This is a genomic window from Streptomyces sp. NPDC058646 (assembly GCF_042716875.1).
GTDB lineage: Bacteria > Actinomycetota > Actinomycetes > Streptomycetales > Streptomycetaceae > Streptomyces.
Genome location: NZ_JBHXRK010000029.1, coordinates 72,483 through 97,133 on the forward strand (window position 1 = coordinate 72,483; position 24,651 = coordinate 97,133).

Consider the following 24,651-nt stretch of genomic DNA (forward strand, 5'->3'; position numbering starts at 1 on the left):
CGTGCCGCCCGGGAGCGGCAGGATCCGGAAGCGGCGGCCTAACCCTGCGGCAGCTGGATGACCGGGAAGCTCCCCGTCGCCGTCGGCGCGTGCTCCGGCAGCCACAGCACCGCCACCGCGCCCGCCGCCGCGCCCTCGCGGTCGAACCCGCCCGGCGCGGCCACGTTGCGGAAGGTGAGCCGGGCCCCCAGGACCCGTGCCTGGCCCTCCGCGATGGTCAGGCCCAGCCCGTGGCCGACGCCCGCACGGTCCGTCGACCCGGTGCGGAAGCGGCTCGGCCCCTCGCGCAGCAGCGCCTCCGGGAAGCCCGGTCCGTGGTCCCGGACCCGTACGACGCGCCCCTCGACGTCGACCTGCACCGGCGGCCGCCCGTACCGGACGGCGTTGGCCAGCAGGTTGCCCAGGATCCGCTCCAGGCGGCGCGGGTCGGTGCTGACGATCTCGTCCGCGACGATCCGTACGGACGCCTCCGGCATCAGTGCGGTCACCCGGCGGCTCACGAACTCGCCCAGCGCCACCTCCTGCAGCTCCGCCCGCTCCGACGCGCTGTCCAGGCGGGCCACCTCCAGCACGTCCTCGACCAGGGCGCGCATCGCCTGCGCCCGGTCGCGGACCAGCTCGGTGGGCCGCCCCGGGGGCAGCAGTTCCGCCGCCGTCAGCAGGCCCGTCACCGGGGTCCGCAGCTCGTGCGCGATGTCCGCGGTCACCCGCCGCTCGGCCTCCAGCCGCTGCTGGAGGGCGTCCGCCATGGCGTCGACGGCCCGCGCGAGGTCGTCCGTCTCGTCCCGGACGACACCGCCGACCGCGTCCCGGACCCGGACCTCGGGATCGCCGTGGGCCACGCGCTGGGCGGCGGCCGCCGCCTTGCGCAGCCGCCGCGAGATCTGCCCGCCGATGAGCACGCCGAGCGCCGAGCCGCCGATCACCACCGCGAGGGAGCCGACGACCAGGGCCCGGTCCAGGTCGCGCACCATGTTGGCGCTCTCCCGGAACTGGGTGCGCAGCGACAGCGCCTGACCGTTGCCGAGCGGCACGGCGGCCCAGACCTCCTGCGGCCCGTTCGGGTTCTCCTGGACGAAGGTCCCGCGCCGGCCCGACTGCACCTTCTGCCGCAGCTGGGAAGGCAGGTCAGGGTCGTTGATCTTGAATCCGGGGGGCGGCTTGCGCCCGGCGTCGACGTTGCGGGACATGAACTGGACGCGGTCCAGCTGCACCTCGCGGGCGCTCTCCAGCATCGACACCCGGGCAGCACTGTGCACGACCAGACTCAGCGCCACCGCGGTGAGGGCGCCCACGGCGGCGATGGCGAGTGTGATCTTCCAGCGGATCCCGGTGCGGAGGGTGAAGCGCCTCATGCCTTGAGTTTGTATCCGAAGCCCCGGACCGTTTCGATCCGGTCCTGACCGATCTTCGTGCGCAGTCGCTGGACGTGGACGTCGACGACCCGGGTGTCGCCGCCCCAGTCGTAGTCCCAGACCCGCTCCAGCAGCCGGTCCCGGGACAGGACGGTGCCGGGCGCGGAGGAGAACTCCAGCAGCAGCCGCATCTCGGTCGGGGTCAGGGCCACGGCGGCGCCCGCCTTGCGCACCTCCATGCCCTCCGTGTCCACCTGGAGGTCGCCGAAGCTGAGCACCCCGCGCTCCCCGTCCGTCCCCTCGTCGCCGCCCGGGCCGCCGTTCTGCGGGCCGCCGGCGTGGCCGAAGCGGCGCAGCACGGCGCGGATGCGGGCCACGAGGACGGAGCCGTCGAAGGGCTTGGTGACGTAGTCGTCGGCACCCGCCTCCAGGCCCAGCACCACGTCGATGGAGTCGGCGCGCGCCGACAGCATGATCACGGGGACGGTCGACTCGTCGCGGATGCGCCGGCACAGGCTCACGCCGTCCATGCCGGGGACCATCACGTCGAGCAGCGCGATGTCGGGGCGGTCGGCCCGGAAGGACTCCAGCCCGGACAGGCCGTCGGGCATGGCGGTGACCACGAACCCGTCGCGCTCCAGCGCCAGGGTCGTGGCCTCACGGATGACGTCGTCGTCCTCCACGAACAGGACATGGGTCTCGGCCATAACGGACGGCTCGCCTCGGTTCTCCGGTACTCGGTTCTTCGGTACTCAGTTCTTCTGACTCGTGGCCGGGGCGGGCAGGCCACCGCCGTCGACCACGTTGCTGTACTCCGAGTGGACCCGGTCCTGCTCGGTGAACTTCTCCCCGTTCCAGCGGTACGTGATCACGTCCTCGCCCGACGGATAGGAGAGCGGCTCGCTCTTTCCGTAGACCGGCTTCGTGACCACCAGGTCGCCCCGGTCGATCTCCGCGTAGACGGGTGGCTGCTCGTCCGAGAACACATTCTCGTACGTCCCGCCGTCCGCCCGGTACACGTACGAGCCCCGGCCCAGTGCGTCCGCGCAGGACAGCACGTTCACCACGATGTCGACGACACTGGTCCCGGTGACCCGCCCGTAGCTCACGTCCACCGGGTACTCCTTGCCCGTGCAGGGCTTGAGGTCCCGTTTGACGTCGGAGCTGACCTTGGGGTCGGCCTTGAGGAGGGCGATCGGGTCGACCTTCTTCGGGGGCTTGCCGGAGGCGGCTCCGGAGGCCCCGGCGGGGGTGTCGGGCGCCTCCCCGGAGGGCTCGGATTGCTCCGAGGCCGCGGACTGGACGGCCTTGGACATGGCGTCCGTACGGGCGGGACCGCCGTCGCGCAGGCCGGTGCCGCCCGTGGAGCAGCCGACCGCCAACAGCGCTGAGCCGACGAGGACGACCGTCCCCGCCGACATCAGCGCCAGTGAACTCCTGTCAGTCAGGCCTTGGCCGTTCAGGCCGCGCACCGCTCACGCCCCTCGTACAGGATGGTGTGGTCACCGCGTTCCAGGGCGCGCATGTCCAGATCCCGGCTCTCCAGCTCCTGCCGGAGGCGGGCCAGTGCGCGGTGCAGGGTGCTCTTCACGGTTCCCGCCGACATTCCGAGCGCCGCGGCCGTCTCCTCGGTGCTCATCTGTTCCCAGTGTCGCAGGACGACCACGCTGCGCTGCTTGGGCGCGAGCACCTTGAGGATGTCCATCAGCAGGGCGCGGTCGGCACGCTGGTCCGAGCCGTCCTCGACGGAGGCGTCGGGGAGCTGCTCGGTGGGGACCTCTTCGAGCTTGCGGGCGCGCCACCACTCGGTCCGGGTGTTGATCATGACGCGGCGGAGGTAGGCGTCGGCCAGGGACTTGTCGGCGATGCCGTCCCAGCGGCCGTAGGTGCGCACGAGGGCGGTCTGCAGGAGGTCCTGGGCGTCGGTGGGGTCCGGGACCAGGCGCCGGGCACTGCGCAGCAGGGCGTCCTGCCGGGTGCGTACGTACTCTTCGAATTCGAGTACCTCGCCGTGCGCCATCTCAGACCGCCTCCGTTCCGTTCAACCGCTCGTCCTGGCTTACGGGTCCGAAGGTACGGAGGGGTTGTCACGGCACTGTGCGGGCCAGCCTTCGGTGGGCGCACGGACAGCCATAGGTTGTGTAACAGCGCCCTTGAGCTGCGGTTTCACCACGGGAAGTGGAATCCTCGAGTCAGTTTCGAGTACTGCCGTGACCCACCGGGATCACGTTCCGTTCACACCCCGGGTCCGGGACCCGCCGGCGTCTGCGGGAGCCGGTACATCCCCTGAGCGAGGGGCTCCACCAGTCCGTCGGCGACCAGTCCGTCCAGCGCGCGGGCCCGCTGCACCGGCTCGTCCCAGACCGTGTCGAGCACGGCCTGCGGAACGGCACCCACCGCCTCCCGGAGCACGGCGAGCAGCTTGCCGCGTACCTGCCGGTCCGTGCCCGCGTACGTCTGCCCGCGCCGCGGCGGACCCTCGTGCGCCGGCTTCCCGGCGAGGCGCCACGCACAGAGGCCGGCCACCGGGCAGCGGGTGCAGTCCGGGTTCTTGGCCGTGCACACCAGCGCGCCCAGCTCCATCGACGCCGCCGCCCACCGCGCCGCCACACCCTCGTCCTCGGGCAGCAGGGCCCGTGCCAGGCGCCGCTCGGCCGCTGTGGTGGCGGTCGGCGGGTACTCGACCCCGGTCGTGGTCCGGGCGAAGACCCGCCGGACGTTGGTGTCGAGGACGGCGTGCCGCTGCCCGTACGCGAACGAGGCCACGGCGGCGGCGGTGTACTCACCGATGCCGGGCAGCGAGAGCAGCTGCGCGTGGTCCCTCGGTACGTCGCCCCCGTGCCGCTCCGTTATCGCCAGCGCGGCACCGTGCAGCCGCAGGGCCCGGCGGGGGTAGCCGAGCCGCCCCCAGGCCCGGACGGCCTCGCCGGGGGCCTCGGCAGCCAGGTCGGCGGGGCGGGGCCAGCGGGCGAGCCACTGCTCGTACACCGGCAGGACCCGGCTGACGGGGGTCTGCTGGAGCATGAACTCGCTGACCATGACCCCCCAGGGGCCGGCCTCGGGGCGGCGCCAGGGCAGGTCGCGGGCGTGCTCGTCGAACCACGCGATGACGGGCCGGTGCAGGGCGTGGGAGACGTCGCAGAGGACGGGGGCGCCTGAGGTGTCGGCGATCTCGGCGGTCCCGTCGATCTCGGGCGTCTCGGAGGAGGAAGTGGCGGATGCAGTCATGGCAGACGGCATCCTGGCACGTTTCACCCCTGGCGTGCCGTGCCCGGACCGGTGAACCAGACAGCGGCGCGCATCCCGCTCGCCCGCATGGCGGCGGTGATCGTACTGGTCGGACCGGTGAGCGCGAGGACGGCGAGGGCGGCCACCGAACCGCCCAGCAGCAGACCCACCGCCACGTCGTGCGGGTAGTGCACGCCCACGAACACCCGCGAGAAGGCCATGAGCAGCGCCAGCGGCACGGTCAGCAGCGCGAGACGGCGCACCGCCAGGGCCAGCGCGACGGCGGCGCCGCCCCCGATGGCCGCGTGGTTGCTGGGGAAGGACCAGTCCCCCGGGGGCGGGCACGCGATCAGCGAGGCCGCCGCCCCGGCGACGGCACGACAGGGCCGCTCCTCGTCCACGACGGACTTCAGGGACTCCGAGACCACGTACGCGACGGCGGTGGCCAGCGGCGCCAGGACGGCGAGCGCCAGCGCGCGCGGGCCGCGCCGTCCGCGGGCGCGCCACCACACGGATATGAAGAGCGCACCGAAGAGCAGGAGTCCGTACTCCGTCCACACTTCGAAGGCCGACTGCACCCAGGGGGGTGCCGTGTGGGCGAGGCCGGTGATGTCGCGGTAGAGGCCGGAGCTGTTCATGGTCACCGACGGTACTCAACGGCGGGGGATCTCCGCCCTCCGCGTCTTGGCCGGATCTGGGTGTTCACGGTTGCGCCCGCAGGCTGATCATCGGCAAATCGAGGCCGTTGCACGGCATGTGGGGCACTGATCGGGTCCCGGACTCTCGTAAGGTTCCGTCCGTGGGATCTCTGCGCAATCCGGTCGGGCCGCTCCCCTCCTCCATCTACTGGCGACGGAGGGCCGTGCTGGCGTCCGTCGTCGCGCTCCTCGCCGTGCTCGCCCTATGGGTCGTCACCTCCGGTGGGGGGAGGACGAGTACGAACGGGAAGGGGCAGGGCCGCCCCGATCCCGTCGGCTCGATCACCCCCGGTCCCGCCGGGACGGGGCCGGCGATCAGTCAGGCCCCGGGCGGCCGTGCGGACTCGGGCGGCAGCGGCACGGGATCCGGGGGCGGCGGCTCCGCCGGCACCGGCAAGAACGGCGAGCCGGGCGGCAGTTCCGGCTCCGGTTCCGGTTCCGGTTCGGGGTCCGGCGGCCCGGGGTCGGCTTCGGGCGGGGCGGGGACCGGTGGCGGGGCGGACCAGGTCCCGGCGGACTCACCCCTTCCCACGTGCGCGCCCAGTGCCCTCCAGTGGGAGGTCAAGAGCGCGAAGAACGAGTACGAGGCGAACGAGAAGCCCCGCCTCGAACTGATCGCCCGCAATGTCTCCGGCACCACCTGCAAGGCCGATCTGGGCCCGAAGCAGGCCGTCCTGACCATCCTTCAGGCTGCGAGCAGCAAGGCCGTCTGGTCCTCGGCGGACTGCCCGCCCGGCGCGGGCAACGCCTTCTTCCGCGTCCCGGCGCAGGGCGAGACGAAGCAGTCCCTGGACTGGGACCGCACGTTCAGCGCGGCCGGCCAGTGCCAGTCGCCTCCGGCAGGGGCCGCGGGGCCGGACACGTACGTGGTCGAGGTCAAGGCTCCGGGCATGCCGGTCGCCCGGACCTCGTTCGTCCTCAAGCAGGACTGATCCGTCCGCGGCCGGGGCCCGGGGGCTCCGCCGCGGACCCCGCGCCGGGCCTAGACGTACCGTTCGAGGATCGAGGACTCCGCGAGGCGCGACAGCCCCTCGCGGACGCTGCGCGCACGGGCCTCGCCCACGCCGTCCACCGTCTGCAGGTCGTCCACGCTGGCGGCGAGCAGCTTCTGCAGGCCCCCGAAGTGCTCCACGAGCCGCTCGATGATCGCGCCCGGCAGCCTCGGCACCTTCGCCAGCAGCCGGTAGCCGCGCGGCGACACCGCCGAGTCCAGGGTCTCGGGCGATCCCGTGTACCCCAGCGCCTTCGCGACGATGGCCAGCTCCAGCAGCTCCGGGTGCGTCAGCGCGTCCAGCTCGGCCAGGGCCTCGTCCACCGTGCGGGAACGCTTCGCCGTGGGCTCCGGGACGTAGTCGCGGATGACCAGCTCCCGCTCCTGCTCGATCCCGACCGTCAGCTCGTCCAGCTGGAGCGACAGCAGTCGTCCGTCCGTGCCCAGTTCGACCACGTACTCGGCGATTTCCGTCGCGATCCGGCGGACCATTTCCAGCCGCTGCGCGACCGCGGTCACGTCGCGGACCGTCACGAGGTCCTCGATCTCCAGCGCCGACAGCGTGCCCGCGACCTCGTCGAGGCGCAGCTTGTACCGCTCCAGCGTGGCCAGCGCCTGGTTCGCCCGCGACAGGATCGCCCCGGACTCCTCCAGCACGCGGCGCTCGCCGTCCACGTACAGCGCGATCAGCCGCATCGACTGCGACACGGACACCACGGGGAAGCCGCACTGCTTGGAGACCCGGTCGGCGGTGCGGTGCCGGGTGCCGGTCTCTTCGGTCGGGATGGAGGCGTCCGGCACCAGCTGCACACCGGCCCGAAGGATCTTGGTGAGGTCCTTGTCGAGGATGAGCGCCCCGTCGAGCTTGCACAGCTCGCGCAGCCGGGTCGCGGTGAACTCCACGTCCAGGACGAAACCGCCGGTGCACATCGCGTCGACGGCCTTGTCCATGCCGAGGACGATGAGCCCGCCGGTGTTGCCGCGAACGATCCGCTCCAAGCCGTCACGCAGCGGCTGACCGGGTGCGACGGCACTCAGCGAGGCGCGCATCAACGCCTCGTGCTTGGAGCTCGCGCCGGACTTCCCGGGTGCTGCTGCCCCGTCCTTGGCTGCCACTGCACTCCTCCGGTCGCGGGTTGCGCCGCCCAGCGCCGCGGGCACGAGGACGTGCGTACGGCCGGGCGGACCAGCACAAAGTCTACCGGCGCACGCTGTGGCCCCGCCGTGGCTTGGCCAGGTCCACCCCCGCAGGGCCCCTGACGGGCCCCTGACCAGCACTGCGGCCCGCTCCGGGGCAGCCCCCGGGGGACCGTCCCGCCGGGCTGCCCGCGGCTACTCGGCGGCCCGCTCCTTGGCCGGCGTACGCGACCGGCCGCGCGGCAGGACGCGGAGCGCGTCGCCCATGTCGGCCACCTCGACGACCTTCATGCCGGGCGGCACCTTGCCCGGATCGGCCGGCACCAGGGCGTGCGTGAAGCCCAGCCGGTGTGCCTCCGCGAGCCGCCGCTGCACGCCGGTCACCCGCCGCACCTCACCGGCCAGACCCACCTCGCCGATGGCGACGAGGTTCTTCGGGAGCGGGACGTCGCTGGCGGCCGAGGCCAGTGCCAGGGCGATGGCCAGGTCGGCGGCCGGCTCGGTGAGCTTCACCCCGCCCACGGTGGCGCTGTAGATGTCGCGCTTGCCGAGCGCGGTGATCCGGCCGCGCTGCTCCAGCACCGCCAGCATCATCGACACGCGGGAGGTCTCCAGGCCGGACGTGGTCCGCCGGGGGGAGGGGATCTGCGAGTCCACGGTCAGCGCCTGCACCTCGGCGACCAGCGGACGCTTGCCCTCCAGGGTCACGGTCAGGCAGGTGCCGGGGACCGCCTCGGCGCGCCGGGTCAGGAACAGCCCGCTCGGGTCGGCGAGCCCGGTGATGCCCTCGTCGTGCAGCTCGAAGCAGCCGACCTCGTCGGTGGCCCCGTACCGGTTCTTGATGCCGCGGACGAGCCGCAGCCGCGCGTGCCGGTCGCCCTCGAAGCTCAGCACCACGTCGACCAGGTGCTCCAGCAGGCGCGGACCCGCGATGGCCCCGTCCTTCGTGACGTGGCCCACGAGGAGGGTGGACATCCCGCGCTCCTTGGAGGCCCGGATCAGCGCCCCCGCCACCTCGCGGACCTGGGCCATGCCGCCCGGCGCCCCGTCGATCTCGGGCGAGGCGACGGTCTGGACGGAGTCCAGGACGAGGAGGGACGGCTTCACGGCGTCCAGGTGGCCCAGCACCGCCGACAGGTCCGTCTCGGCCGCGAGGTAGAGGTGGTCGCTGAGCGCCTTGATGCGGTCGGCGCGGAGCCGGACCTGGCTCGCCGACTCCTCGCCCGTGACGTAGAGGGTGCGGTGCTCGTCGCTGGAGGCCTTCGCCGCCACGTCCAGCAGCAGCGTCGACTTGCCGACGCCGGGCTCCCCGGCGAGCAGCACCACCGCGCCGGGCACGAGCCCGCCGCCGAGGACCCGGTCGAGCTCGTCCACACCGGTGCTGCGCGCGGTCGCCGTCCGCCCGTCGACCTGGGCGATCGGCACGGCGGCGGTCGACACCCGGCCCGCGGCGGTGGTGCGCACGGCGGGCGCGCCCATTTCCTCGACGGTGCCCCACGCCTGGCACTCGGGACACCGCCCGAGCCACTTCGCGGTCGTCCAGCCGCACTCGGTACAGCGGTAGGACGGCCGGTCCTTGGCGGATGAACGAGCAGTACGGGCAGCCATGGCGCCCACGGTAGCCGCCCGCACCGACAGGCCGGCCCGGACGGGTCGCCGGCCGGGTCCCGCAGGGCTGCGCGTCGGGTTCCGGGGGGCACCGGCCGGGTCCCGCGGGGCCGCGCGCCGGGTCGGCATCGGGTCGGCGCCGGGTGCCGTGTCGGGGTCGGCGTCAGGGCGCGCGTCAGCGGGTCACCGATCTGTTCACCCGTAAGGACTAAAAGTGCTGAAGGCTTCCGGGGCGCCACCGGGGTGCCGCCTACGGTCGCCAGGTGAACACCAGCCACCAGGCACACTCCTCACCGCGCACCGGCGCACACCGGGCGCAGGGGCGCACACCCCCGGAAGGGGAGCAGCCGCCCCCCTTCCGGCACGAGCCCTATCTGGACGGCCTGTTCACCTACTGCCTGTCGGTCCTCTGCGACCACGACACCGCCACCGACGTGCTGGGTGACGTCCTCGCCGTGGCGGAACGTCACCCCAGCCGCTGCCCCGACGAGGGCGACCGGCGGGCGTGGCTGTACGCGCTGGCCCGCTGGGGCTGCCTGCGCCGCCTTGCCGAGCGGCGGCGCGCACGGCAGGGAGCGCATTGCGCCGGGCGTGCGCCGGAGCACACCGATGCCGGGCGTGCGCCGGGTGCCGACACCGGGGCCGACGGGGTTCCCGGGGCCCGCCGCACCCTTGACGTGAGCGCCTACCGCCGGACCGAGCTGGCGCGCCTCGCCTGGCCGGAGGCCGCCGGGACCACGCCCGAGCAGCGCGAAGCCCTCGAACTCGCCGTCCGCCACCGGCTGGGCGTCCCCGAACTCGCCGCGGTCCTCGGCACCGCCCCGGCCGCGGCCCGCGAGCTGCTGTCGGGCGCCGCCTGCGAGGTCGAGCGGACCCGCGCCGCCCTCGCCGTCGTCGAGACCGGCAGCTGCCCCAGCGTCTCCCGCCTGACCGGCGAGGAGGGCGACGGCGGCGTGCTGCTCTCCACCACCCTGCGCGCCGAGCTCGTCCGCCACGTCGACGACTGCCCGCGCTGCCGTCGCGTCGCCGAACGGCTCGGCGCCGCAGCCCCCTGGCCCGGCTCCGGCGGCATCGAATCCGCCGCGCTCCCGCTGGTCCCGGCCCCGCGCACCGCCGTCCACGCGGCGATGCTCCGTTCCGGCGGACGCCGCCGCCGGCCCGGACCGCGCTTCGACCGCACCGGCTTTCCCATGGACCCCAAGGACCACGCCGCCCGCCGCGACCGGCTGCGCGCCCGCGCCGTGACCACCACCGTCGTCGCCACCGTCGTCGCCGCCCCGGTGCTGGCCCTCTGGGCCGCGTACCGCGGTGCCCCGAGCACCGGCGAACCCGTCGGCGGCGGGACCGCCCGCATCTCCGCCAGCGAGTCCGAGATCCTGCCGCCGCATGCGGACGGCCACCCCCTCACGGCGTACGAGAACACCGGCAACGCGGCCACCACCACCGGCGGACCCGGCTTCGCCCCCGGCAGCGCCGGTCCCGACGTCTCCGTCGAGGTGATCAGTTCGGGCGCCCCGGCCACCCCCGACCGGGCCGGCGCCCCGGGCCGCCTCACCGTGGGCGCGGCCTCCCAAGGCGGCGTCACCCTGCTCACCCTCACCGCCTCGGGCGGAGCGCCCGTGTACTGGAGGCTCTGGTCCGACGCCCCCTGGCTGAGGGCCGACCGGACCGCGGGCACGCTAGCCCCTGGAGAATCGGTCACCCTGCGGATCGTCGTGGACCCCGAAGGCCAGCCCGTGGGCGCCTGGAGCGCCCGGGTCGGGGTGGATCCCGGCGGCGCGGTGGTCTCCGTACGGGGCCGCGGACGCCCCGCACCGGCACCGACCCGGCCCACGCCCCCGCCACAGTCCCCGGACCCGACGCCCCCGCCGACCGCCGCCCCCACCCCGGCCCCCACGGAGCCGACGCAGCCCCCGACGCCCACGCCGACCCCCACGGAGGGCCCGGGCGGAACGGTTTCCCCGAGCCCGGAGCCGGACCCCCCGGCCGATCCGCCGAACGTCCCGCAGTGACCGGGGGCGGCCGGGCGGGGTGCCGGGTCCCGGCGGGCGGGGCGGCCGGGGTGGCAGGTCAGGCCGGGGTGCCAGGTCGGGCCGGGCCGGACGGGTCGGCCGGGTGCGGGGCCATCGGCAGCAGGGAGGCCAGGCGCGCCTCGCACAGCTTCACGAGTTCCTCGTACGCCGCCCTGCCCATCAGCTCCGTCAGCTCGGGCCGGTACGAGACGTACACCGGCTCCCCGGCGCCGTGCGCGGAGGTGGCTGAGGTGCACCACCAGTGCAGGTCGTGGCCGCCCGGGCCCCAGCCGCGGCGGTCGTACTCGCCGATGGACACCTGGAGCACCCGGGTGTCGTCGGGCCGGTCGATCCAGTCGTAGGTACGGCGGATCGGCAGCTGCCAGCAGACGTCCGGCTTGGTCTCCAGCGGCTCCCGGCCCTCCTGCACCGCCAGGATGTGCAGCGAGCAGCCGGCGCCCGCGGGGAACCCCGGCCGGTTCAGGAAGATGCACGCGCCGTCCCAGCGGCGGGTCTGCTTCTCCCCGTCGTCGTCGTGCTGGGTCCAGCCGGTCTCGCTGCCGACGTCGTGGAACTGCCACACCTCGGGCGTCAGCCGGGCCACGTGCTGGGCGACGCGCTTCTCGTCGTCCTCGTCGGAGAAGTGCGCGCCGAGCGTGCAGCAGCCGTCGTCCGCGCGGCCGGGCTGGATGCCCTGGCAGCCGCTGCCGAAGATGCAGGTCCAGCGGGAGGTCAGCCAGGTCAGGTCGCAGCGGAAGACCTGCTCGTCGTCGGCGGGGTCGGGGAACTCCACCCAGGCCCGGGGGAAGTCCAGGCCCTTCTCGTCGGCCACCACGACGGCCTTGGCTGCGGCCTTCAGCTCGGACTTGGTCTCGGACTTGGTCTCGGACTTGGGCTTCTTGGTCTTGATCGTGTTCCTGGTCTTGGGCTCGGAGCCGCCGCCGGTGCCCGTGTCCTTCGGCGACCGGGTCTTGTTGGCCTTCTTCGTATTTGGCACAAACCCCAGCCTAAGGGCCCCTTGCTCCACCCCGGTGAGTTCCTCCCAGTAGCGTTCCCCCCATGAGACTCGGTGTCCTTGATGTGGGTTCGAACACGGTCCATCTCCTGGTGGTGGACGCGCACCCCGGTGCGCGCCCGCAGCCGGCGCACTCGCACAAGGTGGAGATGCGGCTGGCGGAGCTGCTCGACGAGCAGGGCGCCGTCACCTCCGAGGGCGTGGAGCGGCTCGTCGCGGTCATCCGCGACGCGGTGCACGCCGCGGAGGACAAGGGGTGCGAGGACGTCCTCCCCTTCGCTACCAGTGCCGTGCGCGAAGCCACGAACGCGGACGAGGTCCTGGCCCGGGTGAAACGGGAGACCGGTATCGACCTGCCCGTGCTCAGCGGAGAGGACGAGGCCCGGCTGACGTTCCTCGCGGCTCGCCGCTGGTTCGGCTGGTCGGCCGGGAAGCTGCTGGTCCTCGACATCGGCGGCGGCTCGCTGGAGATCGCCTGCGGCATCGACGAGGATCCGGACACGGCCGTCTCGCTCCCGCTGGGCGCGGGCCGCCTCACCGCGGGCTGGCTCCCGGGGGACCCGCCGGACGCGGCTGACATCCGGGCCCTGCGCCGTCACGTGCGGGCGCAGATCGCCCGTACGGTCGTCGAGTTCAAGCGCTTCGGGGCGCCGGACCACGTGGTCGCGACTTCGAAGACCTTCAAGCAGCTGGCGCGGATCGCGGGCGCGGCCCGCTCGGCGGACGGCCTGTACGTCCAGCGGGACCTGAGCCGCAAGTCCCTGGAGGAGTGGGTCCCGCGTCTGGCCGCCATGACGACGGACCAGCGCTCGGCGCTGCCGGGCGTCTCGGAAGGCCGCGCGAACCAGCTGCTGGCCGGAGCGCTGGTCGCGGAGGGGGCGATGGACCTCCTCGGGGTCGACGAACTCGAAATCTGCCCCTGGGCGCTGCGCGAGGGAGTCATCCTCCGCCGCCTGGACCACCTCCCGGTGACGCCGGGGGCGTGAGGGGGGCCCTGGCTCCGGGGGGTGTCACACCGGTACGGGGTGGCCGGCGTTGCAGGGCCTGGCCTCCAGGGACCTTGCCGGAGCCGGACCTCGACCGAATCGTGGGCGGGGCGCCTGTGGCCGGGCTCGGGCCGCCACCGCGCCGGTGGCGGTGGGGCGGCGGTACGGGATCCTGGGCGGGGTGGTGGCCGTCACGTTCCGGGCGGGCCCCGGGCCCGTAACCTGTCTGCGTGGCAGAACCAGTCCGCACACCGACCGCGAAAGTCGCCCTCTCCACCGCCTCCGTCTATCCGGAGTCGACGGCGACCGCCTTCGAGATCGCCGCGCGCCTCGGGTACGACGGCGTCGAGGTGATGGTCTGGACGGATCCGGTCAGCCAGGACGTCGACGCCCTGCGGCGGCTCTCCGACCACCACCAGGTGCCGATCCTCGCGGTGCACGCGCCCTGCCTGCTCATCACGCAGCGGGTGTGGTCCACGGATCCGTGGACCAAGCTCCAGCGGGCCCAGGCGGCGGCCGAACGGCTCGGGGCGTCGACCGTCGTCGTGCATCCGCCCTTCCGCTGGCAGCGCCAGTACTCCCGCGACTTCGTCACCGGCATCTGGCGGATGGCGGACGAGACCGACGTGCGGTTCGCCGTCGAGAACATGTACCCCTGGCGCTACCGCGACCGCGAGATGCTCGCCTACGCCCCCGAGTGGGACGTGACGAAGGACGACTACCGGCACTTCACCGTCGACCTGTCGCACACCGCGACCGCCCGGACGGACGCCACCGCGATGATCGACCGGATGGGCGACCGGCTGGCGCACGTCCACCTCGCCGACGGGAACGGGTCGGCGAAGGACGAGCACCTGGTCCCCGGCCGCGGTACGCAGCCCTGCGCCGAGCTGCTGGAACGGCTCGCCCGGACCTCCTTCGAGGGGCACGTGGTGATCGAGGTCAACACCCGGCGCGCCATGTCCGCCGCCGAGCGCGAGGCCGACCTCGCCGAGGCGCTGGCCTTCACCCGGCTGCACCTCGCCACCGCCCCCGGCGCCCCCGCCGGCCGGCCGCGGGTCCGCCGCCCGTGACCGAGCCCGCGAAGCCGCGCCGCCGGGGCCCCGGCCGGCCCCGCCTCGACGAGGCCGGGGAAGGCCCCGGCACGCAGGAGCGCATCCGCCTCGCCGCGCGCGAGGTGTTCGCGGAGCGCGGGTACGACAAGACGTCCGTGCGCGGCATCGCCAAGGTGGCGGGCGTGGACCCGGCACTGGTGCACCACTACTTCGGCAGCAAGGACGACCTGTTCGCCGCCGCCATCGAGGTGAGCATGGAGCCCGCCCTGGTGGTCCCGGCGGTCCTCGGCGAGGGACCGGACGGCATCGGCGAGCGGCTGGCCCGCTACTTCCTCGGGATCTGGGAGAACCCGGTCACCCGCGCGCCCCTGCTGGCCGTCATCCGGTCGGCGCTCACCCACGAGGCCGCCGCGAAGGTCCTGCGCGGACTGGTCCTGCGCCGGGTCCTGGAGCGGGTCGCCGCCGACCTCAAGGTCCCCGACCCGACCTTCCGCGCCGAACTGGCCGCCTCGCACATGGTCGGCATCGCCATCCTGCGGTACGTCGTCCAGGTGGAGCCGCTCGCCTCCGCGGACCCCGAGGACATCATCGCGCTGGTGGCACCCACGCTGCAGCGCTACCTGACGGAGGAGTGACCGCTGGCTGACCCTCCTGTCCCGGCATCCGGACTCACCGTCCGCATCCCGGGCGAGGAGCGGTAGCCTCGTAACAGATTCCTGACTACAGTCGCGGCCGCGTCCGGCGCAGCCGCACCTCTGGGGAGTGAACCCGATGCCCGAGCTCCGGTCCCGTACCGTCACCCACGGCCGCAACATGGCGGGCGCGCGCGCCCTGATGCGCGCCTCGGGCGTAGCGAGCGAGGACATCGGGAAGCCGATCATCGCGGTGGCCAACTCCTTCACCGAGTTCGTCCCCGGCCACACCCACCTCGCCCCGGTCGGCCGGATCGTCTCCGACGCCATCCGGGCCGCGGGCGCCATCCCGCGCGAGTTCAACACGATCGCCGTGGACGACGGCATCGCCATGGGGCACGGCGGCATGCTGTACTCGCTGCCCTCGCGCGACCTGATCGCGGACTCCGTGGAGTACATGGTCGAGGCGCACTGCGCCGATGCGCTGATCTGCATCTCCAACTGCGACAAGATCACCCCGGGCATGCTGATGGCCGCGATGCGCCTCAACATCCCGGTCGTGTTCGTGTCCGGCGGCCCGATGGAGGCCGGGCAGGCCATCCTCGTCGACGGCACCGTCCGCAAGCTCGACCTGATCGACGCCATGGTCGACGCCTCCAACGAGAACGTCTCGGACGAGGACGTGCTGCGGATCGAGGAGAACGCCTGTCCCACGTGCGGTTCGTGTTCGGGCATGTTCACCGCCAACTCGATGAACTGCCTGGCCGAGGCCATCGGCCTCGCCCTCCCCGGCAACGGCTCGGTCCTCGCCACCCACACCGCGCGCCGCGCCCTGTACGAGGACGCCGGCCGGACGGTCGTGGAGATCACCAAGCGGTACTACGAGGACGGCGACGAGTCGGTCCTGCCGCGCAACATCGCCACCCGCGAGGCCTTCGAGAACGCCATGGCACTCGACATCGCGATGGGCGGCTCGACGAACACGATCCTCCACCTGCTGGCCGCCGCGCAGGAAGCCGGTCTGGACTACGACCTGACCGACATCGACGCCGTCTCGCGGCGCGTCCCCTGCCTGGCCAAGGTCGCGCCGAACGTGGCGCCCGGCGGCACGTACTACATGGAGGACATCCACCGGGCCGGCGGCATCCCCGCCATCCTCGGCGAGCTGCACCGCGGCGGGCTCCTCAACAAGGACGTCACCACCGTGCACTCGGACGGCCTGGAGGACTGGCTCGCCAAGTGGGACGCCCGTGCGGGGACCTCCTCGGAGGAGGCCATGGAGCTGTGGCACGCGGCCCCCGGCTGCAAGCGCTCCGCGACGGCCTTCTCGCAGTCGGAGCGCTGGGACACCCTCGACCTCGACGCCGAGGGCGGCTGCATCCGCTCGGTCCAGCACGCGTACTCCAAGGACGGCGGCCTCGCCGTGCTGCGCGGCAACATCGCCGTCGACGGGTGCGTCGTCAAGACCGCCGGTGTCGACGAGTCGATCTGGACCTTCGAGGGCCCGGCCGTCGTCTGTGAGTCGCAGGACGAGGCCGTCGACAAGATCCTCCGCAAGGAGGTGAAGGCCGGCGACGTCGTCGTCATCCGTTACGAGGGCCCGCGCGGCGGTCCCGGTATGCAGGAGATGCTCTACCCCACCTCCTTCCTCAAGGGCCGCGGACTCGGCAAGGTCTGCGCCCTCGTGACGGACGGCCGCTTCTCCGGCGGCACCTCGGGCCTGTCCATCGGCCACGCCTCCCCGGAGGCGGCCTCGGGCGGCACCATCGCCCTCGTCGAGGACGGGGACCGCATCCGCATCGACATCCCCAGCCGGTCGATCGAGCTGCTGGTGGACGACGCGACCCTGGCGGCCCGCCGCGAGGCGCTGGGCGGGGTGTACGCGCCGAAGAACCGCGAGCGCAAGGTGTCGGCGGCCCTGCGCGCCTACGCGGCGATGGCGACCAGCGCCGACAAGGGCGCCGTCCGCGACGTGAGCCGCCTGGGCTGATCCCGGCCCCTGCGTCCCTGACGACCCCCGCGGGCCCGGCCGGGCCCGCGGGGGTCGTCCGCGTCACCAGCCCGCGGGGTTCGCGGCGTCCACGGAGAACACCGTCCCGTCGGGCGCGCTCCCGAACACCCGCCCGCCGCCGGCCACCGGTGCGGGGACCGTCGCGCTGTAGGTGCCCTGGCCGGTGCCCATCCGGGGGTCCGTCTGCCCGACCAGCCGGCCGGCTCCGGCGTCGACGGCGATCAGCCGGCCGTCCGCCGCCATCAGGTACAGCCGCCCGTCGGCGACGACCGGCCGGGACGCCGTGGCCACGGCCGTCTCCAGCCGCCACGCCTCCCGCTCCGGGCCGACCGCGGTCAGCGCTCCCGAGATGCCGATCAGGTACGTCACCCCGTCGGGCCCGACCGCCGCCTCCGCCTGCAGCTGCTCCACCGACAGGGCGGTACGCCGTACCGCGCGGGTGGCGAGGTCGATGCGTACGACCGCGCCCGTCATCCCCTGGAGATCGGCGGCCAGCAGGTGCAGACCGCCCTGCGCGACCCCGACCGGCCGCAGCATCCCGGGTGCGCGCAGCTGCCACCGCACGGTGCCGTCGGCCGGGTCGACCGCCGAGATCTGCGAGGAGGCGCCGTCGTCGGAGCGCGTCGACGCGTAGAGGTCCTGCCCGCCGTCGGGCTGCTGGGGGCCGGTGAACCACATGGACCCCAGCCGTCCCAGGCGTTTGCTCCAGCTGATGCCGCCGGTCGTGGCGTCGAGCGCCGTCACGGTCCCGTCCGCCGTCGCGACCAGGACCTTCGCACCCGCGGCGAGGACCTGTGCGTCCTGCGCGACCTCCTTCTTCCACCGCACCGCGCCGCCGGCCGGGTCCAGGGCCTGGAGCAGCCCGCTGGCGGGGACCGTGGCGAGCACCAGCCCGCCGCTCGCGACCGGGACGACCGTGGTGGCGCCCGCCGTACGGGTCCCCGTGCCCGGTGCGGGTACGGTCCAGGCCACGCTGCCGTCGGCCTGCTCCAGCCGGGCCGCGACGAGCCCGGGCGCCGAGCAGTAGAGGGACGCGGCCGCCCAGGAGCAGGCGGCCGCCGCGTTCCCGGGCCCGGCGTCGTGCAGCGTGGCCGACCAGGGTGCGGCGGTCGCCGGCGGCTTCGCCCCGTCGGCCGCCCCGGCCTGCTGCGCCGCCCCGGCCCCGCCGGTGCTCCGGCCGGCCCCGAAGTGCGCGTACGCCCCGACGGCCCCGCCCGTCACCAGCAGCCCGAGGCCCAGGGCCACCGCGGTCCGCCGCCGCCCCCGGCCCCGCCGCGCCGGGGCCTGTGCGGCGGCGGGGTTGCGTACCCGCCGGTGCGTGGGCTCGTCGGGGGCCGCGGTCCGGCCGTGCGCCGGGACCGGGTGGCGGGGCTGCGGTATGAAGGCGCGCGTGTCCTCTCCTGTCGGGTAGGCGGCGGCCCGCAGCTCGCCGAGGAGGGCGTCGGGGGTCGGGCGGTCCGCGGGGTCCTTCGCCAGGCACCGGGCGACGAGCGGCACGAGGGCGTCCGGCACCCCCGTCAGGTCCGGTTCGGCGTGCACCACCTGGTAGGCGACGAGGTAATGGCTCTCGGAGTCGAAGGGCCCGCGCCCGGTCAGCGCGTGCACCAGTACGGCGCCCATGGCGAAGACGTCCGCGGCCGGACCCACCTCCCTCGGCCGCTGGAACTGCTCGGGCGCCATGAACGGCGGGGTCCCGATCAGCTTCCCGGTCTCCGTCCGCAGGTCGCTGTCGAGGGGCCGCGAGATCCCGAAGTCGATGACCCGTACCCCGTCGGGAGCCATCAGGACGTTGCTGGGCTTCAGGTCCCGGTGCACCACGCCCGCCCGGTGGATGTCCCGGAGCGCCTCGGCCAGCCCGGCGCCGAGCCGGGCCGCCTCGGCCCCGTCGAGCGGGCGTTCCCGTACGCGCTCCGCGAGGGTCGGGGCGTCGATGAACAGCGTGGCCATCCAGGGCCGCTCGGCCAGGGGGTCCGCGTCGACGACCGGCGCGGTGAACGCGCCGCTGACCCGCCGTGCGGCGGCGACCTCCTGCCGGAACCGCGCCCGGAACTCCGGATCCACTGCGTGCTGGGCGTGGACGACCTTCACGGCCAGCCGCAGCCCGGAGCCCGAAGTGGCCAGGTGCACGACACCCATGCCGCCGGAACCCAGCACGGATTCCAGCCGGTACTGCCCGGCGTACTCCGGAAAACCGGCCCGTTCCGCGCGCAGTGACTGCACTGCCGACCACCCCCGCCGGAGCCTAGTCGATGGCGCATATGGAGCGGTATGGGCCTGCTACCCTGCGCGAGTTGCAGAGCGTCATGCTCCAAGGGGGGATTTTTTTCATGTCGGTTGAGGGAGAACTGGACCAAGTCCAGGGCCGGGCCGAGAGCCTTGCCGAGGGATCCGGCTACAAGAGCTATCCGGTCGCGCCCGGCGTCCAGCTCAAGGTGCGCAGCGGTCCCGGCACCGGGTACTCGGTGGTGAGCGTCCTGCCGCTGGGTGCGTGGGTCACCATCCGCTGCCAGTGCGAGGGCACCACCGTCTCGGGCCCGTACGGGACGACGAACCTCTGGGACTGCGTCGGAAACGGCCAGTTCGTCTCGGACGCCTACGTGAAGACGGGCAGCGACGGCTACGTGGCCGCGCACTGCGGGTAGGGACGTGTCTTCCGGGTCCTGCCGGGCCGGCAAGATCCTGCCGGGTCCGCGAGTCCCGCCGGAGGGGCGGGCTCCCGCCGGGTCCGCGAGGTCCCGCCGGAGGGGCGAGCCCCCGCCGGAGGGGCGCCGGATCCCCAAGCTCCTGCCGGACCGGGGGGATCCCGCCGGTCCGCGACGTGCGCGCCGGGTCCGCGGGGTCCTGCCGTTTCCTGCCGGGTCCGGCCCGGCCCGCAGGGTCCGCTGAGCACCCCGGATCCTCGCCGTTCTGACCCGTGAGACGCGCCCCGGCCCGACCGGCCCGGCGGGGGATAATCGCCGGTGTGAGCGACGACCAGCGAGACCAGACCCCCGCCGCGCCGGTGCCGGCGGCTCCCGGGCCCGAGCCCGAGCCGATCCACTTCTTCGGGACGACCTGGCTGAGGCACGACGGCGGCTACGCCCTGCGCCGTGCCGCCGCGGCATTCGTCTCGCTGACCCTCGCGGTCGTCAGCGCCTTCCTCCTGCGCTTCGCCTACGAGGGCATGGAGATCGGCAACGTCGGGCCCTTCCTCAGCATCTCCGTTGTCGTCCTCTTCGCGATCGCCAGCTCCATCGCCTTCGCCAAGACCTGGGAGTCCTTCAGCCGCCGGCCGGCCCCGTCCTCGGACGAAGCCGCCCTCAAGGGCCTCAAGGCGATCGGTTTCATCGGCTCCCTCATCGCGTACTTCATCCGCTGCTTCTTCGAGGCCCCGGGGGAGGACCTGCGCCGCGCCGAGTACGAGCGCGCCATGGCCGAATTCGCCCGCCGCCGCAGCTCCCGCACGGGCAACCCGGCGGCGCGGCGCCCCAAGCGCAAGAAGTAGCCACTCCCGGCACACCCGTCCCGGCCGGCACCCGTACCTGTACCCGCTCCCCTACCGGTTCCGTACCCGCTCCCGTCGTACCGGTTGACGGTCCGGCACCCCCAGGAGCATTATTCATCACATGATGAATAACCAGTCCGGGGGAGCCCCGCCCCCGAGCCCGTCCGCCGTCCACGCCGATGCCCTGACCGTCCGCCGCGGCGCCGGCCGCACCCCCCGCACCGTCATCGACTCCATCGCCTTCGACGTCCCGCGCGGCCGCATCACCGGCCTCCTCGGCCCCTCCGGCTGCGGAAAGTCCACCCTCATGCGCGCCGTCGTCGGCACCCAGGCGCACGTCACCGGAACCCTCGACGTCCTCGGGCGCCCCGCGGGCCACCCCGAACTCCGCTCCCGCATCGGCTACGTCACCCAGGCACCCTCCGTCTACGACGACCTCACCGTCCGGCAGAACCTCGACTACTTCGCCGCGATCCTCGACCCCGGCCGGGCCGCCGCCGCCCGCCGCGCCGCCACCGTCACCCGCGCCATCGGCGACGTCGACCTCACCGCCCGCGCCGACGCCCTCGCCGGCAACCTCTCCGGCGGCCAGCGCAGCCGCGTCTCCCTCGCCGTCGCCCTCCTCGGCGCCCCGGAACTGCTGGTCCTCGACGAACCCACCGTCGGCCTCGACCCCGTACTCCGCCGCGACCTGTGGAACCTCTTCCACGACCTCACCGCCACCCGCGGGACCACGATCCTCGTCTCCTCCCACGTGATGGACGAGGCCGAGCGCTGCCACGACCTCCTCCTCATGCGCGAGGGCCGCATCCTCGCCCGGGACACCCCCGACGACCTGCGCACCCGCACCCGTTCCGCCACCGTGGAGGAAGGCTTCCTCCGCCTCGTCGACCAGGCCACCGCGACCGCCGGGGAGCAGAGCCGATGAACGCCCACCCGTACCCCGCCGCCACCCCCTCGGGACCGCGCTCCGCGCCCTCCTCCTTCAGCGCGGCCCGCACCACCGCCACCGCGGCCCGCGTCCTGCGTCAGCTCCGCCACGACCCGCGCTCCATCGCGCTCATGCTCCTGGTCCCCGTACTGATGCTGACCCTGCTGCGTTTCGTCTTCGACGGCAGCCCGCGCACCTTCGACGGCATCGGGGCATCGCTCCTCGGGATCTTCCCCCTCATCACCATGTTCCTGGTGACCTCCATCGCCACCCTCCGGGAACGCACCTCCGGCACCCTGGAGCGCCTCCTGGCCATGCCGCTCGGCAAGGGCGACCTCATCGCCGGCTACGCCCTCGCCTTCGGCGCCGTCGCGGTGATCCAGTCCCTGCTCGCCACCGGCCTCGCCCTGTGGGTGCTCGGCCTCGACGTCGTCGGCTCCCCCTGGCTGCTCCTGCTCGTCGCCCTCCTCGACGCGCTCCTCGGCACCGCCCTCGGCCTCTTCGTCTCCGCCTTCGCAGCCTCCGAGTTCCAGGCCGTCCAGTTCATGCCGGCCGTGATCTTCCCCCAGCTGCTGCTCTGCGGACTCTTCGCGCCCCGCGACACGATGCAGCCGCTCCTGGAAGGCCTCTCCGACGTCCTGCCCATGTCGTACGCCGTCGACGGGATGACCCAGGTCCTCACCCACACCGACATGACCGCCGCCTTCGTCCGGGACGCCGTCGTCGTCGCCGGCTGCGCCCTCCTGGTCCTCGCCCTCGGCGCCGCGACCCTCCGCCGCCGCACGCCCTGACGCACACCCCGGCGACCACGGGCCGGACAGCCGCGCCGTACCCGCCCGCGCGAGTGCAAGGATGAGCTTCCATCGGCAGTACGGGTGCATGCACACCCCACGTTCGGCGAGGTGAATCGGGCATGACCCAGACAGTCGCAGTCCTCGGTACCGGCAAGATCGGAGAGGCCCTGCTCAGCGGGATGATCCGAGGCGGCTGGCCCGCCTCGAAGCTCCTCGTCACCGCGCGCCGCCCGGAGCGCGCCGAGGAACTCCGCACCCGCTACGGCGTCGAGGCCGTCAGCAACGCCGAGGCCGCCGAGCGCGCCGACACGCTCATCCTCACCGTCAAGCCGCAGGACATGGGCAAGCTCCTCGAGGAACTGGCCCCGCACGTCCCGGCCGACCGCCTGGTCATCAGCGGCGCCGCCGGCATCCCGACCTCCTTCTTCGAGGAGCGGCTCGCCCCCGGCACCCCCGTCGTCCGCGTCATGACGAACACCCCGGCCCTCGTCGACGAGGCCATGTCCGTCATCTCGGCCGGCAGCCACGCCACCGCGGCCCACCTGCTGCACACCGAGGAGATCTTCGGCGGCGTCGGCAAGACCCTGCGCGTCCCGGAGTCCCAGCAGGACGCGGCCACCGCCCTCTCCGGCTCCGGACCCGCCTACTTCTACTTCCTCGTCGAGGCCATGACCGACGCCGGCATCCTCCTCGGCCTGCCCCGCGCCCAGGCCCACGACCTGATCGTCCAGGCCGCCATCGGCGCCGCCGTGATGCTCCGCGACAGCGGCGAGCACCCCGTCAAGCTCCGCGAGGCCGTCACCTCCCCGGCCGGTACGACGATCAACGCGATCGTGGAGCTGGAGAAGCACGGCGTACGCGCCGCCCTGATCGCCGCCCTCGAAGCGGCCCGCGACCGCAGCCGCGAACTCGCCTCCGGCAACAGCTGACCGGCCGGACCTGCGGGTACGGGCCCCCGCGCGAGCGGAAGCCCGTACCCGGCACCGTCACGGCGCGAGCAGCCCGATGGCCTCGTAGGCCCGGTCCACCACCGGCCGCGCCAGCTCCCTGGCCCGCCCGGCCCCCTCCCGCAGCACCTTGTCCACGGAGGCGGGATCGGCGGCCAGCTCGGCATGCCGCTCCCGTACGGGCCTCAGCAGCTCCACCACCGCGTCGGCGACGTCCCGCTTGAGCGCCCCGTAACCGGTGTACCCCTCGGCGAGCACCGCCGGATCCGCACCGGTGCAGGCGGCCAGGAGGTCGAGCAGGTTCGCGACCCCCGGCCGCGCCTCCCGGTCGTAGACCACCCCGCCGTCCCCGCTGTCGGTGACGGCCCGCATCACCTTCTTGGCGACGACCCCGGGCTCGTCGAGGAGATAGACGATGCCGGCGGCGTTCTCGTGGGACTTCCCCATCTTCGAGGTCGGCTCCTGGAGGTCCATGACCCGCGCGGCCACCTTCGGATGCGTCGCCTTCGGCACGGTGAAGGTGTGCCCGTACCGCTGGTTGAACCGCACCGCCAGGTCCCGGGTCAGCTGTACGTGCTGCCGCTGGTCCTCGCCCACGGGCACCTCGTCGGTCCGGTAGGCCAGGATGTCCGCGGCCATCAGCACCGGATAGGTGAGCAGCGACAGCCGCACGCCCTCCCCGGCCGCCTGCGCCGTCGCCGCCTTCTCCTTGTACTGGATCATCCGCCGCAGCTCCCCGTCGGCGGCCGTGCACTCCAGCAGGTACGCCAGCCGCGTGTGCTCGTCGACGTGGCTCTGGACGAAGAGCGTGCACCGCTGCGGATCCAGCCCGGCGGCGAGCAGCAGCGTCGCCGCCTGGCGACTGAGCCTTCGTACGCGGGCCGGATCGTGCTCGACGGTCAGTGCGTGCAGGTCCACGACGCAGAACAGCGCCTCGTCCGGCTCCTGGTCGACGGCGACCCACTGCCGGACGGCCCCCAGGTAGTTCCCCAGCGTCAGATGCCCGGTCGGCTTGACCCCGCTGAAGATCCTCGTCATGTCCTGTTCTCCCTCTGTGTGTGAGTGGTGTCGGTACCGCCGCGCCGGGCGGCCGAGCCACTCCCCGGGAGGGAGAAACGAGAACGGCCGCCGAAGCGGCGGCCGTGGAGCGCGTGCGTGCTCGCGCAGAAGGTCAGCCGCCGTCAGGCGGCCCACCAGCGCAGGTCGAGCATGAGCACGTGCGTAGTCATGGGCCCAGGGTAGACCGCAGGGGACGAGGACGGGCGGAAGTTTCACGCAGGTGACGGCACCCGGTCAGCCGGGGGTTGACACGCATGTACCCGGTCCGTAAGGTTCTTCGAGTTGTCCGAAGTGAGCGCCGACCCCGGTCGGTCCCCGGACAGCCATCCCGCACCTACACATTCGAACGAACGACGCACTGTGTCGTCTCGTTTTCATGCGTATTTGCGAATGAGGAATCCGCGTCCGCAAGACGTGGCTGCCGATTAGGTTCGGCGGCCAGGAATCCGCTACTGTCTCACTCGCCGGAAGGGCCCAACAGCCCGGAAGGCAAACCCCACTGACTGGGGGTCAGGCCCGAAAGGATCTGATAGAGTCGGACTCGCCGGAAAGGGAAACGCGAAAGCGGAAACCTGGAAAGCGAAACCCGCTTCGACCGGGAATCGGACACGAAAGAGTCTGATAGAGTCGGAAACGAAGAACGAAGCCCGGAGGAAAGCCCGAGAGGGTGAGTACAAAGGAAGCGTCCGTTCCTTGAGAACTCAACAG

The 24,651-nt window shown here is 73.4% G+C and carries 22 protein-coding genes; 11 read left to right on the top strand and 11 right to left on the bottom strand.

Annotated elements, in window-relative coordinates; genetic code table 11:
• Positions 1 to 38 precede the first annotated feature (38 nt).
• The 6 genes from cseC to ACFWUZ_RS29450 form a co-directional block, all read right to left on the bottom strand.
• The gene (cseC, locus tag ACFWUZ_RS29425; RefSeq protein ID WP_384379412.1) at positions 39 to 1,355 is read right to left on the bottom strand and encodes a two-component system sensor histidine kinase CseC; all 1,317 of its coding nucleotides are present in this window, start codon (positions 1,353 to 1,355) and stop codon (positions 39 to 41) included.
• Entirely contained in the window at positions 1,352 to 2,062 is a 711-nt protein-coding gene (gene cseB / locus ACFWUZ_RS29430; protein ID WP_384379415.1) for a two-component system response regulator CseB, read from the bottom strand. The genes cseC and cseB overlap by 4 nt, the downstream gene beginning before the upstream one ends.
• A 45-nt stretch (positions 2,063 to 2,107) precedes the next feature.
• On the bottom strand, positions 2,108 to 2,776 hold the full coding sequence (locus ACFWUZ_RS29435) for a hypothetical protein (RefSeq protein WP_384379418.1): 669 nt from the start codon (positions 2,774 to 2,776) through the stop codon (positions 2,108 to 2,110).
• Between the two features lie 38 nt (positions 2,777 to 2,814).
• Entirely contained in the window at positions 2,815 to 3,375 is a 561-nt protein-coding gene (locus ACFWUZ_RS29440) for a SigE family RNA polymerase sigma factor (protein WP_150518482.1), read from the bottom strand.
• A gap of 215 nt (positions 3,376 to 3,590) precedes the next feature.
• Positions 3,591 to 4,583 carry an A/G-specific adenine glycosylase gene (locus tag ACFWUZ_RS29445; protein WP_384379422.1) on the bottom strand — a complete coding sequence of 331 codons (993 nt, stop codon included), beginning with the start codon at positions 4,581 to 4,583 and terminating at the stop codon, positions 3,591 to 3,593.
• A gap of 23 nt (positions 4,584 to 4,606) precedes the next feature.
• Positions 4,607 to 5,221, bottom strand: coding sequence for a phosphatase PAP2 family protein (locus ACFWUZ_RS29450; protein WP_384379425.1), 615 nt, complete (start codon positions 5,219 to 5,221; stop codon positions 4,607 to 4,609).
• Between the two features lie 161 nt (positions 5,222 to 5,382).
• Here ACFWUZ_RS29450 and ACFWUZ_RS29455 point away from each other — a divergent pair, with 161 nt between their 5' ends.
• Complete coding sequence (locus ACFWUZ_RS29455; protein WP_384379428.1) at positions 5,383 to 6,213, top strand: hypothetical protein; 831 nt, start codon at positions 5,383 to 5,385, stop codon at positions 6,211 to 6,213.
• A gap of 50 nt (positions 6,214 to 6,263) precedes the next feature.
• On the opposite strand, the gene disA is transcribed toward ACFWUZ_RS29455, so the two are convergent.
• The gene (gene disA, locus ACFWUZ_RS29460) at positions 6,264 to 7,388 is read right to left on the bottom strand and encodes a DNA integrity scanning diadenylate cyclase DisA (RefSeq protein WP_384379431.1); all 1,125 of its coding nucleotides are present in this window, start codon (positions 7,386 to 7,388) and stop codon (positions 6,264 to 6,266) included.
• 216 nt (positions 7,389 to 7,604) lie between these two features.
• Positions 7,605 to 9,017, bottom strand: a complete 1,413-nt coding sequence (gene radA / locus ACFWUZ_RS29465) for a DNA repair protein RadA (RefSeq protein WP_384379434.1) — start codon at positions 9,015 to 9,017, stop codon at positions 7,605 to 7,607.
• Between the two features lie 263 nt (positions 9,018 to 9,280).
• Here radA and ACFWUZ_RS29470 point away from each other — a divergent pair, with 263 nt between their 5' ends.
• Entirely contained in the window at positions 9,281 to 11,029 is a 1,749-nt protein-coding gene (locus ACFWUZ_RS29470; RefSeq protein WP_384379437.1) for a hypothetical protein, read from the top strand.
• Between the two features lie 58 nt (positions 11,030 to 11,087).
• On the opposite strand, the gene ACFWUZ_RS29475 is transcribed toward ACFWUZ_RS29470, so the two are convergent.
• Complete coding sequence (locus tag ACFWUZ_RS29475; RefSeq protein WP_384379483.1) at positions 11,088 to 11,888, bottom strand: hypothetical protein; 801 nt, start codon at positions 11,886 to 11,888, stop codon at positions 11,088 to 11,090.
• Between the two features lie 200 nt (positions 11,889 to 12,088).
• Here ACFWUZ_RS29475 and ACFWUZ_RS29480 point away from each other — a divergent pair, with 200 nt between their 5' ends.
• From ACFWUZ_RS29480 to ilvD, 4 genes are all read left to right on the top strand, one after another.
• Complete coding sequence (locus ACFWUZ_RS29480) at positions 12,089 to 13,030, top strand: Ppx/GppA family phosphatase (protein WP_384379440.1); 942 nt, start codon at positions 12,089 to 12,091, stop codon at positions 13,028 to 13,030.
• Between the two features lie 230 nt (positions 13,031 to 13,260).
• On the top strand, positions 13,261 to 14,103 hold the full coding sequence (locus tag ACFWUZ_RS29485; RefSeq protein ID WP_384379443.1) for a sugar phosphate isomerase/epimerase family protein: 843 nt from the start codon (positions 13,261 to 13,263) through the stop codon (positions 14,101 to 14,103).
• Positions 14,100 to 14,720 carry a TetR family transcriptional regulator gene (locus ACFWUZ_RS29490; RefSeq protein WP_384379446.1) on the top strand — a complete coding sequence of 207 codons (621 nt, stop codon included), beginning with the start codon at positions 14,100 to 14,102 and terminating at the stop codon, positions 14,718 to 14,720. The genes ACFWUZ_RS29485 and ACFWUZ_RS29490 overlap by 4 nt, the downstream gene beginning before the upstream one ends.
• A gap of 136 nt (positions 14,721 to 14,856) precedes the next feature.
• Positions 14,857 to 16,707 (top strand): dihydroxy-acid dehydratase, encoded by a 1,851-nt coding sequence (gene ilvD / locus ACFWUZ_RS29495; protein WP_384379449.1) that lies wholly within the window; start codon positions 14,857 to 14,859, stop codon positions 16,705 to 16,707.
• 63 nt (positions 16,708 to 16,770) lie between these two features.
• Here the strand turns inward: ilvD and ACFWUZ_RS29500 are convergent, their stop codons facing one another.
• On the bottom strand, positions 16,771 to 18,948 hold the full coding sequence (locus ACFWUZ_RS29500) for a serine/threonine-protein kinase (RefSeq protein WP_384379452.1): 2,178 nt from the start codon (positions 18,946 to 18,948) through the stop codon (positions 16,771 to 16,773).
• A 107-nt stretch (positions 18,949 to 19,055) separates the two neighbouring features.
• Between ACFWUZ_RS29500 and ACFWUZ_RS29505 the strand changes: the two genes are divergently transcribed.
• From ACFWUZ_RS29505 to proC, 5 genes are all read left to right on the top strand, one after another.
• Positions 19,056 to 19,370, top strand: a complete 315-nt coding sequence (locus ACFWUZ_RS29505; RefSeq protein ID WP_384379455.1) for a peptidase — start codon at positions 19,056 to 19,058, stop codon at positions 19,368 to 19,370.
• Between the two features lie 320 nt (positions 19,371 to 19,690).
• Entirely contained in the window at positions 19,691 to 20,212 is a 522-nt protein-coding gene (locus ACFWUZ_RS29510; protein WP_384379458.1) for a hypothetical protein, read from the top strand.
• Positions 20,213 to 20,333: 121 nt separating this feature from the next.
• Positions 20,334 to 21,140, top strand: coding sequence for an ABC transporter ATP-binding protein (locus tag ACFWUZ_RS29515; protein WP_384379461.1), 807 nt, complete (start codon positions 20,334 to 20,336; stop codon positions 21,138 to 21,140).
• Positions 21,137 to 21,934, top strand: coding sequence for an ABC transporter permease (locus ACFWUZ_RS29520; protein WP_384379463.1), 798 nt, complete (start codon positions 21,137 to 21,139; stop codon positions 21,932 to 21,934). The genes ACFWUZ_RS29515 and ACFWUZ_RS29520 overlap by 4 nt, the downstream gene beginning before the upstream one ends.
• Positions 21,935 to 22,056: 122 nt before the next feature.
• On the top strand, positions 22,057 to 22,866 hold the full coding sequence (gene proC, locus ACFWUZ_RS29525) for a pyrroline-5-carboxylate reductase (RefSeq protein ID WP_384379466.1): 810 nt from the start codon (positions 22,057 to 22,059) through the stop codon (positions 22,864 to 22,866).
• A gap of 57 nt (positions 22,867 to 22,923) precedes the next feature.
• On the opposite strand, the gene trpS is transcribed toward proC, so the two are convergent.
• A complete protein-coding gene (gene trpS / locus ACFWUZ_RS29530; RefSeq protein WP_384379469.1) occupies positions 22,924 to 23,922 on the bottom strand; it encodes a tryptophan--tRNA ligase in 999 nt (332 codons plus the stop codon).
• Positions 23,923 to 24,651: the final 729 nt, after the last annotated feature.

Bases quoted from the DNA above. Each gene is read 5' to 3' on its own strand.
- cseB (WP_384379415.1), bottom strand. From the start codon at position 2,062: ATGGCCGAGACCCATGTCCTGTTCGTGGAGGACGACGACGTCATCCGT.
- ACFWUZ_RS29515 (WP_384379461.1), top strand. From the start codon at position 20,334: ATGATGAATAACCAGTCCGGGGGAGCCCCGCCCCCGAGCCCGTCCGCC.
- proC (WP_384379466.1), top strand. From the start codon at position 22,057: ATGACCCAGACAGTCGCAGTCCTCGGTACCGGCAAGATCGGAGAGGCC.
- ACFWUZ_RS29450 (WP_384379425.1), bottom strand. From the start codon at position 5,221: ATGAACAGCTCCGGCCTCTACCGCGACATCACCGGCCTCGCCCACACG.
- ACFWUZ_RS29445 (WP_384379422.1), bottom strand. From the start codon at position 4,583: ATGACTGCATCCGCCACTTCCTCCTCCGAGACGCCCGAGATCGACGGG.
- ilvD (WP_384379449.1), top strand. From the start codon at position 14,857: ATGCCCGAGCTCCGGTCCCGTACCGTCACCCACGGCCGCAACATGGCG.
- ACFWUZ_RS29520 (WP_384379463.1), top strand. From the start codon at position 21,137: ATGAACGCCCACCCGTACCCCGCCGCCACCCCCTCGGGACCGCGCTCC.
- ACFWUZ_RS29480 (WP_384379440.1), top strand. From the start codon at position 12,089: ATGAGACTCGGTGTCCTTGATGTGGGTTCGAACACGGTCCATCTCCTG.
- trpS (WP_384379469.1), bottom strand. From the start codon at position 23,922: ATGACGAGGATCTTCAGCGGGGTCAAGCCGACCGGGCATCTGACGCTG.
- ACFWUZ_RS29435 (WP_384379418.1), bottom strand. From the start codon at position 2,776: ATGTCGGCGGGGACGGTCGTCCTCGTCGGCTCAGCGCTGTTGGCGGTC.
- radA (WP_384379434.1), bottom strand. From the start codon at position 9,017: ATGGCTGCCCGTACTGCTCGTTCATCCGCCAAGGACCGGCCGTCCTAC.
- cseC (WP_384379412.1), bottom strand. From the start codon at position 1,355: ATGAGGCGCTTCACCCTCCGCACCGGGATCCGCTGGAAGATCACACTC.
- ACFWUZ_RS29505 (WP_384379455.1), top strand. From the start codon at position 19,056: ATGTCGGTTGAGGGAGAACTGGACCAAGTCCAGGGCCGGGCCGAGAGC.
- ACFWUZ_RS29440 (WP_150518482.1), bottom strand. From the start codon at position 3,375: ATGGCGCACGGCGAGGTACTCGAATTCGAAGAGTACGTACGCACCCGG.